Annotated in this window: 13 protein-coding genes; 5 read left to right on the forward strand and 8 right to left on the reverse strand. The window is 73.5% G+C overall.

The genetic code is table 11. The features are described 5' to 3' along the window. Window positions 1-71: 71 nt before the first annotated feature. The 3 genes from IE287_RS05320 to IE287_RS05330 form a co-directional block, all read right to left on the reverse strand. Complete coding sequence (locus tag IE287_RS05320) at window positions 72-1,721, reverse strand: helix-turn-helix domain-containing protein (RefSeq protein ID WP_229883280.1); 1,650 nt, start codon at window positions 1,719-1,721, stop codon at window positions 72-74. A 102-nt stretch (window positions 1,722-1,823) separates the two neighbouring features. Beyond that, complete coding sequence (locus IE287_RS05325) at window positions 1,824-3,191, reverse strand: FAD-dependent oxidoreductase (protein ID WP_189847682.1); 1,368 nt, start codon at window positions 3,189-3,191, stop codon at window positions 1,824-1,826. Window positions 3,192-3,409: 218 nt separating this feature from the next. After that, window positions 3,410-3,823, reverse strand: a complete 414-nt coding sequence (locus tag IE287_RS05330) for a hypothetical protein (RefSeq protein ID WP_189847683.1) — start codon at window positions 3,821-3,823, stop codon at window positions 3,410-3,412. A 660-nt stretch (window positions 3,824-4,483) separates the two neighbouring features. On the opposite strand from IE287_RS05330, the gene IE287_RS05335 reads away from it, so the two are divergent. The 4 genes from IE287_RS05335 (at window position 4,484) to IE287_RS38320 (ending at window position 7,170) form a co-directional block, all read left to right on the forward strand. After that, the gene (locus tag IE287_RS05335) at window positions 4,484-4,699 is read left to right on the forward strand and encodes a hypothetical protein (RefSeq protein WP_189847684.1); all 216 of its coding nucleotides are present in this window, start codon (window positions 4,484-4,486) and stop codon (window positions 4,697-4,699) included. 294 nt (window positions 4,700-4,993) lie between these two features. After that, on the forward strand, window positions 4,994-5,743 hold the full coding sequence (gene recO / locus IE287_RS05340) for a DNA repair protein RecO (RefSeq protein WP_031005024.1): 750 nt from the start codon (window positions 4,994-4,996) through the stop codon (window positions 5,741-5,743). A 13-nt stretch (window positions 5,744-5,756) separates the two neighbouring features. After that, entirely contained in the window at window positions 5,757-6,581 is an 825-nt protein-coding gene (locus IE287_RS05345; protein WP_189847685.1) for an isoprenyl transferase, read from the forward strand. 37 nt (window positions 6,582-6,618) lie between these two features. Next, a complete protein-coding gene (locus tag IE287_RS38320) occupies window positions 6,619-7,170 on the forward strand; it encodes a YcxB family protein (RefSeq protein ID WP_229883281.1) in 552 nt (183 codons plus the stop codon). 58 nt (window positions 7,171-7,228) lie between these two features. On the opposite strand, the gene IE287_RS05355 is transcribed toward IE287_RS38320, so the two are convergent. From IE287_RS05355 to IE287_RS05370, 4 genes are read right to left on the reverse strand one after another with little or no spacing between them, the layout of a single operon-like run. Beyond that, on the reverse strand, window positions 7,229-7,639 hold the full coding sequence (locus tag IE287_RS05355; RefSeq protein ID WP_189847686.1) for a Fur family transcriptional regulator: 411 nt from the start codon (window positions 7,637-7,639) through the stop codon (window positions 7,229-7,231). Between the two features lie 59 nt (window positions 7,640-7,698). Then, window positions 7,699-8,595: a metal ABC transporter permease gene (locus IE287_RS05360; protein ID WP_189847687.1), complete on the reverse strand. Its 897-nt coding sequence runs from the start codon at window positions 8,593-8,595 to the stop codon at window positions 7,699-7,701. Window positions 8,596-8,597: 2 nt separating this feature from the next. Then, a complete protein-coding gene (locus tag IE287_RS05365) occupies window positions 8,598-9,365 on the reverse strand; it encodes a metal ABC transporter ATP-binding protein (protein WP_189847688.1) in 768 nt (255 codons plus the stop codon). A 12-nt stretch (window positions 9,366-9,377) separates the two neighbouring features. Continuing rightward, window positions 9,378-10,376 carry a metal ABC transporter substrate-binding protein gene (locus IE287_RS05370; RefSeq protein WP_189847689.1) on the reverse strand — a complete coding sequence of 333 codons (999 nt, stop codon included), beginning with the start codon at window positions 10,374-10,376 and terminating at the stop codon, window positions 9,378-9,380. Between the two features lie 165 nt (window positions 10,377-10,541). Between IE287_RS05370 and IE287_RS05375 the strand changes: the two genes are divergently transcribed. Further along, window positions 10,542-11,924, forward strand: a complete 1,383-nt coding sequence (locus IE287_RS05375) for a glycine--tRNA ligase (protein WP_189847690.1) — start codon at window positions 10,542-10,544, stop codon at window positions 11,922-11,924. Window positions 11,925-12,000: 76 nt separating this feature from the next. Here the strand turns inward: IE287_RS05375 and IE287_RS05380 are convergent, their stop codons facing one another. Next, the gene (locus IE287_RS05380; RefSeq protein WP_189847691.1) at window positions 12,001-12,594 is read right to left on the reverse strand and encodes a TetR/AcrR family transcriptional regulator; all 594 of its coding nucleotides are present in this window, start codon (window positions 12,592-12,594) and stop codon (window positions 12,001-12,003) included. Window positions 12,595-12,606: the final 12 nt, after the last annotated feature.

Consider the following 12,606-nt stretch of genomic DNA (forward strand, 5'->3'; position numbering starts at 1 on the left):
GTGTACGCGTCCGGTCCCGGCGGCCGCATCGCCCGGACCGCCCATTCCGGCACCGCCGCGGGATGGGCGATTCAGACCAGGCCGTGCGCGTAGGCGTAGGCGGTCGCGGCGGCGCGCGAGGAGACGCCCAGCTTGGCGAAGACGTTGTTGAGGTGCCGGGCGACCGTGTGCTCGCTGATGACCAGGGCGCCGGCGACGCCCTTGTTCGTCGCGCCCCCGGCGACCAGCCGCAGCACCTCGGCCTCCCGGGCGGTCAGCCCGCCCGGCAGCCGGCGGCGGGACGCGGCCGTCAGCAGCGCGGCGGCCCGGCGGGCGTCGGGACCGGCGCCGAGCCGCTCGAAGGCGTCCCGGGCGGAGGCCAGCTCCAGCCGGGCGGCCTCCTGGTCCCCGGCGGCCCGGTCGGCCGCCGCGATCAGCATCCGCGTCTGCGCCGCCTCGTACGGCACCCGCAGCCGCAGCCACCCCTCCAGCGCCCGCCGCAGCGGGGGCAGCGCCTCCTCGGTCCCCCCGGCCAGGGCCACCGCGCCGGCCGCCGTGTCGGCGAGGGCGCGCAGCAGCGGCACGTCACCGGCGAGGGCGTCGAGCTCCGCCGCCGCGTCCGCCGCGTCCCGTACGCCTCCGCAGGCGAGGGCGACCTCGGTGGCGGCGGCGAGCAGCCGGGCCCGGGCCAGCGGGCCGCGGTGGGCGTCCTGGCAGACCAGGGCGAGGCGCAGTCCGGCCGCCGCGGCGTCGGCGCGGCCCTGCGCGAGGCGCAGCAGGGCGAGTCCCGGCTGGGGGAGCCGGCCCAGTTCGTGGGCGTGGGCGTAGGAGCGGGCGGCCTCGTCCAGGCGGCCCTGGCGGCGCTGCACGTCCCCGGCGGCGCAGTAGGCGGCGGCCGCCGCCTCCAGGCAGTCCACGGGCACCTCGCGGCAGGCCCGCCGGGCCTCCTCCTCGGCCGCCCGCCACTCCCCGAGGAGGTCCAGGACGTCGACCCGGTGGGCCCGGCAGACCCCGCGGAAGGGGTTCTCGCCGGTGTCCGAGGCGGCGCACCACTCCATCGCGGTACGGGTCCACTCGGCGGCCCGGCCGAGGTCGGCGGCCTCCATGCACTGGGTGAGCGCCAGGCAGTAGAGCCAGCCGGTGAAGACGCGGCTGAGCTCGCCGGCGGCGGCCGCGCACATCGCCTCGTCGAGGAGGGCGAGCCCTTCCGCCCGGCGGCCCTGGGCGAGCAGCGCGGCGCAGGAGGCCTGGCGGCTGAGGGCCAGCAGGTCGGGGCTGCCGGACCCCTCGGCGAGGCGGGTCATGAGGCCGGTCGCGGCGAGCGCGGCGGTCCCGTCGCCGCGGGCGGTGGCCTCCTCGGCGTCGGCCCAGGCGAGGAAGGACTGCTCGGGACAGGGCGGCAGCCCGTCCAGGTGGTGGCGGGCGCGGTGCAGCCAGCCGGCCGCGACGGCGGGCCGGCCCAGGCCCGCGTACTCGTAGTGGAGCCACCAGGCGGCCATCCCGGCGCCCCGGTGGTCTCCGGCCGCCACGTGGGCGGAGTGCGAGCGGAGCCGGGCGGCGACGGACTCGTCGAGGTGGCCGGACCACCAGGCGGCGTCGGAGAGCGCGCCGAGGTCGTCGGCGGTCAGCGCCTCGTCGGGCTGCCGGTCGCGGGCGTGCAGCAGCGCGTACGCCTCGGTCCAGGCCTCGCGGGACACCGCGTCACGGGCCCGGCCGGCGCGGTCGATCACGGGTGCGGACACGGCCCTCACCCCTTCCGGTCCTTCCAGCGTAGGACCGGACGCGGGAAGGGGGCACCCGGTGGGCGCCCCCTTCCGTCGCGCTCCCGGCGGGGGAGCGCCGCGTCAGTCGATCGCGCCGCTCGCGCGGAGCATGTCCTCGCGCTCGACGATCTTCACGCGCTCGCGGCCCTGCGGCTCGCCCAGCGCCTTCTCGGCGGCGTCGAGGGCGTACCAGCCGTCCCACGTCGTGTAGGTGAGGCCCTTGCCCTCCAGGAAGCCGACGACCGCGTCGGTCTCCGGGCTGGCCGGGGCGAGGAGGCGGCCGGCGGCGAAGTCCTCCAGGAGGTGGGCGACGGTCTCGTTGGCGTCGCCCTTGGTGTGGCCGATGAGGCCGACCGGGCCGCGGCGGATCCAGCCGGTGACGTAGGTGGAGGCCATGGGCTCGTCGCCCTCCATCACGCGCCCGCCCTGGTCCGGGACGGTGCCGCTGACGGCGTCCCAGGGCAGCTTGGGGAGCTCGTCGGAGAGGTAGCCGACCGCGCGGTAGACGGACCGCACGTCCCAGTCGGTGGTGACGCCGGTGCCCTTGACGTTGCCGGTGCCGTCGAGCTCGGTGCGCTCGGTGCGCAGGCCGACGACCTCGCCGTTCTCGCCGAGGATCTCGACCGGGGACTCGAAGAAGTGCAGGAAGAGCTTGTGCGGGCGGTCGCCGACGTCGCGGATCGCCCAGTTCTCCAGGGTCTTGGCGACCATGTCGGTCTGCTTGTTCTTGCGGCGCTCGGCGATCGAGCCCTCGTCGTAGTCGATGTCCTCGGGGTTGACGATGACCTCGATGGTGGGGGAGTGGTCCAGCTCGCGCAGCTCCATGGGGCTGAACTTGGCCTGGGCCGGGCCGCGGCGCCCGAAGACGTGGATCTCGACGGCCTTGTTGGCCTTCAGGCCCTCGTGGACGTTGGCCGGGATCTCGGTCGGCAGGAGCTCCTCGGCGGTCTTGGCGAGGATGCGGGCGACGTCGAGGGCCACGTTGCCGACGCCGAGGACGGCGACCTTCTCGGCGGACAGGTCCCAGGTGCGCGGGACGTCCGGGTGGCCGTCGTACCAGGACGCGAAGTCGGCGGCGCCGAAGGAGCCGTCCAGGTCGACGCCGGGGATCTTCAGCTCGCGGTCGAACATGGCGCCGGTGGAGAAGACCACGGCGTCGTAGAAGGACCGCAGGTCGTCCAGGTGGATGTCGGTGCCGTAGTTCACGTTGCCGAAGAGGCGGACCTGCGGCTTGTCGAGGACCTGGTGGAGGGCGGTGACGATGCCCTTGATCCGCGGGTGGTCGGGGGCGACGCCGTAGCGGATCAGGCCGAAGGGGGCCGGCATCCGCTCGAAGATGTCGATGGACACGCCCGGCTCGGTGGCGGTGTCGGACTTCAGCAGCGCGTCGGCGGCGTAGATGCCGGCGGGGCCGGCGCCGACGATCGCGACCCGGAGGGGGCGGGGCATGACTGGGTTCCCTTCGCGTACGGGGTGCGGCGGAACCGCCGACACTTAGGCCACCCTAATTAACGCGGGGGCGAAAGTGGTACCCGACCCCGGTCTATGGCCCCATAAGGCGAACTTATGACTTCCCAAAGATCGGCCTGGGGCGGGGCCGTCGGCAGGGCGTGATCGCAGGGGGCGGGGGTGCGCCCGGCCGTCCCTTCCCGGCCGGGCGCCTCCGGTCATCCCCGCGCGGCGAACACCGCCAGGGCGATCAGCAGGACGGCGGCGACGGCGGCCGCCACCGGCCCCCAGGCGACGCCGCGGGCCGCGGGGGGCTCCGGGGCGCGGGGCGCGCGGGTGGTGACGAGCTCGGCGCCGTCCGGGGCGGGCTCCGCGGGCAGGGCGGCCGTCACGGCCTCCCCGAAGGCGAGCGCGGCGGCCTCGTCGACGTCGGTGACGCGGTAGATCGTGGGCTCGTTCGCGCCCGAGGCCGTGAGGACGATCGCGAGGGACCGGCCCTCGGCGTGCACGAACGAGATCGCCGCCAGCGGTATGTGGTGTTCCTTGTCCGGCCGGTGCAGGGTGACCGGCCCGCCGGCGAAGCGAAGAACCGATTCGCCACCGCGCAGGACCAGAGAAGGGGTGGCCGTCATCGTCCGCAGTCCTCCGCCGCCGTCGGTCGGTCCCGGGGCGCCTCCGGGCGACAGGGCGGCGCTCCCGCGCCGATCGTAGGGGCACCGGCCCGCCCCGCACCACGTCCGGCCCGGTGGCGCCGTCCCGCGGGGCGGAAACGGGGCGCTCCGTGCGCCCCCTGTGCGCGCCCCGGCGTGCGCCGGGGCGAAAACAGGGGGCGCTCCGGGAGCAATTCCGAGGCCGCCGAGGACGGCCGTTCGGAAATCCCCCGAATGTGCGGTGCTCCGCCGATTTCGCGCCCGACTCGGCGGCCGCGAATCGAATTATCCGCTCGAACATCCCGCCCGGGTGGCGTGCGGGAACGTCCCGAACTCCCTTGGTGCGTCCCCCGATTCTACGGATCACCGGTCACCCGGGAGTGGGGAAGCGGGAAATGGATTCAGAAAGGCATACGTTGGTGAAGGAAGACACCAGGAGAGAACGACCACGGGGGAAGTCGGAGCGGCGCGGCACGCGGAGCCGGAAATGCGCGGGAACGGCGCGAGGGGATCCCCCGCCCGGGACCGGCGGCCGGACCGCGGCCCCGCCGTCCCCCGCGGCCGCTCGTTCGCACAGGGACACCGCACGGCGGACCCGCCCGGCCACCGCCGGGCCCGGACCGCCGGGGAGGAGGGCCGGTCATGACACTGCCGATCGGGGCGTACGTCGTGGAGATCCGCACCGGACGGGTCGCGAGAGTGATGGGCCACGAGGGCCCGTACGTCCAGATCCGCCCGCTCGGCGGCGGACGCGAGTGGGACGTGGAGCCCGAGGAGGTCCGCGAGGCCACCTCCGCGGAGCGCCTCAGCGCCGCCACCGCCCACGTCAACGCCCGCAGCCGCGGCGAGGTCCCCTGATCCGGCCCCGGCCTGCCCGGCCGCCCCGCCCGGCCTTCCCGGCCGCCCCCGCCCGGGCCTCCGGCCGCCGTCCCGCCCGGGCACGGTCGCCGGCCCCGGACGCGGCCGCCGGCCCCGCCTCCGGGGTGCGGCCCCCGGCACCCGGTCCCCTCCGGCACCCCGGCCGCCCCGAGTCCGCCCCGGCCGCCCCGAGTCCGCCCCGGGGCCCATGCCCGCCTCCCCGCCCCGTCCGCCTCCGGGCCGGATCCGGAGGACCCGCGCCCGGGCCGCTCCCGCGTACGGGAGAATGGGCCCATGAGTCTGTTCCGCGACGACGGCATCGTGCTGCGCACCCAGAAGCTGGGCGAAGCGGATCGCATCATCACGATCCTCACGCGCGGACACGGACGGGTGCGCGCCGTCGCGCGCGGGGTGCGCCGGACCAAGTCGAAGTTCGGCGCCCGTCTCGAACCCTTCTCCCACGTGGACGTGCAGTTCTTCGCCCGCGGCAGCGAGCTGGTCGGACGGGGACTGCCGCTCTGCACCCAGAGCGAGACCATCGCCGCCTACGGCGGCGGCATCGTCACCGACTACGCCCGCTACACCGCCGGCACCGCGATGCTGGAGACGGCGGAGCGCTTCACCGACCACGAGGGCGAGCCGGCCGTCCAGCAGTACCTGCTGCTCGTCGGCGGGCTGCGGACCCTCGCCCGCGGCGAACACGCCCCCCACCTCATCCTCGACGCCTTCCTCCTCCGCTCCCTCGCCGTCAACGGCTACGCGCCCTCCTTCTCCGACTGCGCCAAGTGCGGCCTCGACGGGCCGAACCGCTTCTTCTCCGTCGCGGCGGGCGGCGTCATATGCGGCGACTGCCGGGTGCCCGGAAGCGTCGTACCCTCAGCGGAGGCCATCGGCCTGCTCAGCGCCCTGCTCACCGGCGACTGGGCGACGGCGGACGCGTGCGAGCCGCGTCACGTCAGGGAGGGCAGCGGACTCGTCTCCGCCTACCTGCACTGGCACCTGGAGCGCGGCCTGCGCTCCCTGCGGTACGTAGAGAAAAGCTAGGAGAGACCACGTCATGGCCATCGCACGACTCCTCGGTCGCCAGCGCCGGGAGTACAGCACCCCCGAGCCGCACCCGTCCGGCGCCCGCCCGCCGAAGCTCCAGTCCGAGCTCGTGCCGGAACACGTCGCGATCGTCATGGACGGCAACGGGCGCTGGGCCAAGGAGCGCGGCCTGCCCCGCACCGAGGGCCACAAGGTCGGTGCCGAACAGGTCCTCGACGTCCTCCAGGGCGCCATCGAGATGGGCGTCGGCTCGATCTCCCTCTACGCCTTCTCCACCGAGAACTGGAAGCGCTCTCCCGAGGAGGTGCGCTTCCTGATGAACTTCAACCGCGACTTCATCCGCAAGAGCCGCGACCAGCTCGACTCCCTCGGCGTGCGGGTCCGCTGGGTCGGCCGGATGCCCAAGCTGTGGAAGTCCGTCGCCAAGGAGCTCCAGGTCGCCCAGGAGCAGACCAAGGACAACACGAAGCTCACGCTCTACTTCTGCATGAACTACGGCGGCCGCGCGGAGCTCACCGACGCGGCGCAGGCGCTCGCGGAGGACGTGAGGGCCGGCCGGCTCGACCCGTCGAAGATCACCGAGAAGACGATCCAGAAGTACCTCTACTACCCGGACATGCCGGACGTCGACCTCTTCCTGCGGCCCAGCGGCGAGCAGCGCACCTCCAACTACCTGATCTGGCAGAGCGCGTACGCCGAGATGGTCTTCCAGGACGTGCTGTGGCCCGACTTCGACCGCCGCGACCTGTGGCGGGCCTGCGTCGAGTACGCCCAGCGCGACCGCCGCTTCGGCGGCGTCGACCCGGCCGACCTCGCCGTCCTCGACAAGGGGTGACACCGGCCCGCCGGCGGAAGCCGCTACGATCCGGCGCGTGAACGGGACACCGGACGACTCCACGCACCACGACCGGGTCGAGCTCGCCTACCCCGTCGTCCTCGCCGACGTGCGCGAGGCGGTGCGGGTCAGCCTGGGGGCGGCCCGCTGGTGGCGGGTGCTGCGACGGGTCGCGTACGGCACCGCGGTCCTCGCCCTCCTGATCGCCGCCCTGGAGCTGCTGCTCCCGGGCGCGAAGGAGACGGGGACCGTCGTCGAGATGACCGCGCTCGGCGTCGCCGTCGTCGCCGTGCTCCACCTGACGGGCTGGGCGGTCGCCCGGGCGTTCCACCGGGCCGCCCGCGCCCAGGGCGGCGAGGCCGGCGTCGTCGTCGACGCCGAGAGCGTCCGGTGGACCTCCCGGGAGGCCGACGCCGTGATCCGCTGGGCGCTGCTGCCCCGGTACGTGGAGACCGACCGGCTCTTCGTCCTGCTCACGCCCCGGTCGACCGGCTCCGGCTTCGCCTACCTGCCCAAGCACGGCCTCGCCGACCCGGACGGCGCCGACCGGCTCCGGGCCCTCCTGGACCGGCACAGCCGGCGCCTGTGACCCGACGCGAAAGGGCCCGCACCGGATCGCTCCGGTGCGGGCCCGCTCGTATGTCAGGTCACTTCGCCGCGCACTCCGCGCAGGTGCCGAAGATCTCCACGGTGTGCGCCACGTTCACGAAGCCGTGCTCGGCCGCGACCGTCTCGGCCCACTGCTCCACCATCGGGCCCTCGACCTCGACGGCCTTGCCGCAGGCGCGGCAGACCAGATGGTGGTGGTGGTCGTCCGAGGAGCAGCGGCGGTAGACGGTCTCGCCGTCGCTGGTGCGCAGCGCGTCCACCTCGCCCGCGTCCGCCAGGGACTGGAGGGTGCGGTAGACGGTGGTCAGGCCGACGGAGTCACCGCGGTGCTTGAGCATGTCGTGCAGTTCCTGCGCGCTGCGGAACTCGTCCACTTCGCTCAGCGCTGCGGCCACGGCGGCGCGCTGCCTGGTCGAGCGGCCGCGTACGGGGGGTCCTGCCGTCGCCACGGGGGCCTCCTTGATGTATCCGTTGCCCCCGCCATTCTGCCAGTCCCCCCTGACCCGGGTCAGACCCTGACGTCGTCCGCGGGCTTGCGGCCCCCCGGGACGGTGGTGTCGCAGCCGTCGCCGGCGGCGGCCGCGGCGGCCCGGGCCCGTCGCCGGGCGAGCGGGGCGGCCAGCAGCGTCATGAGGACGAAGACCCCGATCGCGTACAGGACGATCGTCGCGCCGGGCGGGACGTCCTGGTAGTACGAGGTGACCGTGCCGGCCAGGGTGACGGTGACGCCCGTCGCCACGGCGAGGACGAAGGTCGCCCGGAAGGACTTGGACAGCTGCTGGGCGGCGGCGACCGGCACCACCATGAGCGCGCTGACCAGGAGCAGGCCGACGACCCGCATCGCGACGGTGACGGTGACGGCGGCGGTGACCGCGATCAGCAGGTTGAGCAGCCGCACCGGCAGGCCGGTGACGCGGGCGAACTCCTCGTCCTGGCTGACGGCGAAGAGCTGCCTGCGCAGGCCGACGGTGACCAGGACGACGAAGGCCGCCAGGACGCCGATCGCCGTGATGTCCTCGGGCGAGACGGTGGAGAGCGAGCCGAAGAGGTACGAGGTGAGGTTGGCGTTGGAGCCGGTCGGCGAGAGGTTGATCAGCAGCACGCCGCCGGCCATGCCGCCGTAGAAGAGCAGCGCGAGCGCGAGGTCGCCGCGGGTCTTGCCGTACGACCTGATCAGCTCCATCGCGACCGAGCCGGCGACGGCGACCAGGGTGGCCATCCAGACCGGGCTGGAGTTCAGCAGGAAGCCGAGGCCGACGCCGGTCATGGCCACGTGCCCGATGCCGTCGCCCATCAGCGCCTGGCGGCGCTGGACGAGGTAGATGCCGACGGCGGGCGCGGTGACGCCGACGAGGACGGCGGCGAGGAGCGCCCGCTGCATGAAGGCGGGTTCGAGGAAGTCCATGGTCAGGTCAGCAGTCCCGTGCGGAGCGGCTCGCCGGCCGCGTGCGGATGTACGTGGTCGTGACCGGGCAGCGCGTGCTGTCCGACGCCCTCGGGCGGCGGCCCGTCGTGCACGACGCAGCCGTCGCGCAGCACGACCGCGCGGTCGATGAGGGGCTCCAGCGGGCCCAGCTCGTGCAGGACGAGGAGGACGGTGGTGCCGCCGGCGACCTGCTCGCGCAGGGTCGTGGCGAGCACCTCCTGGCTGGCGAGGTCCACGCCGGCCATCGGCTCGTCCATGATCAGCAGTTCGGGCTCGGAGGCGAGCGCCCGGGCGATCAGGACCCGCTGGTGCTGGCCGCCGGAGAGCGCGGAGACGGAGTCCCCGGCCCGGTCGGCGAGGCCGACGAGCGCGATGGCCCGCTCGACGGCGGCCTTGTCGGCCCTGGTCGCGAAGCCGAACCCGCGGCGGGAGAGCCGGCCGGAGGAGACGACCTCGCGGATGGTGGCGGGGACGCCGGCGGCGGCGGTGGTGCGCTGGGGGACGTAGCCGACCCGGGCCCAGTCGCGGAAGCGCCTGCGCTCGGTGCCGAAGAGCTCGATGGTGCCGCCGGTCAGCGGGACCTGGCCGATGACCGCGCGGACGGCGGTGGACTTGCCGGAGCCGTTGGCGCCGAGCAGCGCGACGACCTCACCGCGGTGGACGGTGAGGTCGACGCCCCGCAGGACGGGGCGCGCGCCGAGGGCCGCGGTGGCTCCGCGGACGGAGATGACGGGCTGGTCGTCGCTCACGAGGGGGGCCTCCTACTCGGCGCCGAGAGCGGTCTTCAGTGCGGCGAGGTTCGACCGCATGACCTCGAAGTAGTCATCGCCCCTGGACTTCTCCGTGATTCCCTCCAGCGGGTCGAGCACGTCGGTCCTCAGACCGGTGTCGGCCGCGAGGGTCTTCGCGGTCTTGTCGCTGGCGAGCGTCTCGAAGAAGACGGTGGAGACCTTGTCGGCCTTCGCGACGTCCTGGAGCTCCTTGACGCGGGCGGGGCTCGGCTCCGACTCGGGGTCGACGCCGGTGATGCCCTCCTGCTCCAGGTGGTAGCGCTCGGCGAGGTAGCCGAAGGCGGAGTGGGTGGTGATGAAGGTCCGGGTGGCGGTGGACTTCAGGCCCGTCTCGAACTCGGTGTTCAGGTCGCCGAGCTTCTTCACCAGGGCGGCGGTGTTCTTCTCGTAGTCGGCGGCGTGGTCCGGGTCGGCCTTGGCGAAGGCGGCGCCCACGCCCTTGGCGACCTCGGCGTACTTCACGGGGTCGAGCCAGACGTGGGGGTCGGTGCCGGCCTCGGAGCCGTGGTCGTGGTCCTCGTGGGCGTCGCCCTCGTGGGACTCCCCGCCCTCGTGGGCGTGGTCGTGGCCTTCGCCGGCCGAGGCGCCGTGGGCTTCGAGGGAGGTGAGGGTGGCGGCGTCGACGGTGTGCTCCACGCCGGCCTGGGCGATGGCCTCGTCGACGGCGGGCTGGACGCCCTTGAGGTAGAGGAGGACGTCGGCGTCGGCGAGCTCGCCGACCTGCCGGGGCTTGAGCTCCAGGTCGTGGGGCTCGACGCCGGGCTTGGTCAGGGTCTGGACGGCGACGTGGCCGCCGCCTATCTGCTCGGCGAGGTACTGCACGGGGTAGAACGAGGCGACGACGTCCAGCTTGCCGTCCGTCCCCTTGTCCGCGGCCGAGGAGCTCCCGCCGCAGGCGGAGAGGGTGACGAGCGCGAGGGTGACGGCTCCGGAGACGGCGGTGGCGGGTATCAGACGGCGTACGTTCATGACACTCATTTTCAACAAAACTGGAAACGGTTGTCAATTGCCGAAGCTGTGGTCCGGGCCACGCGCTCCTCGGGGCCGCCGGCCACCGAACCGATTTGATACGGGGGGTGCGGGCGCCGGTAACCTGTGGCATTCGCACTTCGTCGTCGTAATGAAGAGAGCACCGTGGCCGCCGACAAGATCGACACCATCGTCAGCCTGAGCAAGCGCCGTGGCTTCGTCTACCCGTGCAGCGAGATCTACGGCGGTCAGCGTGCCGCCTGGGACTACGGACCGCTGGGTGTCGAACTCAAGGAGAACATCAAGCGCCAGTGGTGGCGTTACATGGTCACCGCGCGCGAGGACGTCGTCGGCATCGACTCGTCGGTCATCCTGGCGACCGAGGTCTGGGAGGCGTCCGGTCACGTCGCCACCTTCACCGACCCGCTGACCGAGTGCACCTCCTGCCACAAGCGCTTCCGCGCGGACCACCTGGAGGAGGCGTACGAGGAGAAGCACGGCCGCCTCCCCGAGAACGGCCTCGCCGACCTCAACTGCCCCAACTGCGGCAACAAGGGCACCTTCACCGAGCCGAAGAACTTCTCCGGCCTCCTCGCCACCCACCTCGGCCCGACCCAGGACAGCGGCTCCGTCGCCTACCTGCGCCCGGAGACCGCGCAGGGCATCTTCACCAACTTCGCCCAGGTCCAGCAGACCTCGCGCAAGAAGCCCCCGTTCGGCATCGCGCAGATGGGCAAGTCCTTCCGGAACGAGATCACTCCGGGCAACTTCATCTTCCGGACCCGCGAGTTCGAGCAGATGGAGATGGAGTTCTTCGTCAAGCCGGGCGAGGACGAGGAGTGGCAGGAGTACTGGATGCAGCAGCGCTGGAACTGGTACACCGGCCTGGGCCTGCGCGAGGAGAACATGCGCTGGTTCGAGCACCCGCAGGAGAAGCTCTCCCACTACTCGAAGCGCACCGCCGACATCGAGTACCGCTTCTCCTTCGGCGGCAGCGAGTGGGGCGAGCTGGAGGGCGTCGCCAACCGCACCGACTACGACCTGAGCGCCCACTCCAAGGCCTCGGGCGCCAACCTGACCTACCTCAACCAGGAGACGGGCGAGCGCTACACGCCGTACGTCATCGAGCCCGCCGCCGGTGTCGGCCGCACGATGCTCGCCTTCCTGCTCGACGCCTACACCGAGGACGAGGCCCCCAACGCCAAGGGCGTCATGGAGAAGCGCGTCGTGCTGCGCCTCGACCACCGCCTGGCCCCGGTCAAGGCCGCCGTCCTGCCGCTCTCCCGCAACGCGCAGCTCTCCCCGAAGGCCAAGGGCCTCGCGGCGGACCTGCGGCAGAACTGGAACATCGACTTCGACGACGCCGGCGCCATCGGCCGCCGCTACCGCCGTCAGGACGAGATCGGCACCCCGTTCTGCATCACCGTCGACTTCGACACCCTCGAGGACAACGCGGTGACCGTGCGCGAGCGCGACACCATGAAGCAGGAGCGCGTCTCCCTCGACCAGATCCAGGGCTACCTGGCCAGCCGCCTGATCGGCGCCTGACCCCGGCGGCGCCCGGCGCGCCGCGAAGCCCCCGGTCCGGGTTCCGGACCGGGGGCTTTCCCGTGCGCGCGGCGGCTCAGGCCCGGCGCAGCGCCCTCAGGACGAGGGAGAGGACGGCCTCGAAGGCCGGCTCGATGCCCGGGGCGGACCAGTCGGCGGCGTGGGCCGGGTCGTGGAAGCGGTCGGTGGCGTCGAAGACGGCCCGGGCGGTGGTGGCGACGTCGGGGTCCGCGGCGGCGAAGGCCCCGTCCCGGATCCCGTCCGCGACGATGGCGGCGATCTGCTCCACCAGGTGGTCCACGTGGCGGTCGACGACCGCGCTGTTCTCACCGATGAGGACCATGTACGTCGCCATCAGCTCGGGGTCGCCGCCCGCCTTCTGCCGCTTCATCGCGAAGAGGTGGCGCAGCCAGCCGCCCAGCCGCTCGTCGGCGGGCCCCCGGCCCTCGGCGTACGGGCGGAGCTCGACGACGTTCCGCTCCAGCCAGCGCTCGGTGACCGCCTCGCGCAGCGCCGCCTTGGTGCGGAAGTGGCGGTAGACGCTGCCGTGGCTCACGCCGAGGACCCGGGCCACGTCCACGACGGTCGCCTTCGCGGGCCCGTACCGCCGCAGCACCTCCTCGGTCGCTTCGAGGATGCGCTCGGCGGTGAGGGTTTCGGTGGCGGCCATGGACCCGACAGT

Source organism: Streptomyces omiyaensis (assembly GCF_014650895.1).
Lineage (GTDB): Bacteria > Actinomycetota > Actinomycetes > Streptomycetales > Streptomycetaceae > Streptomyces > Streptomyces omiyaensis.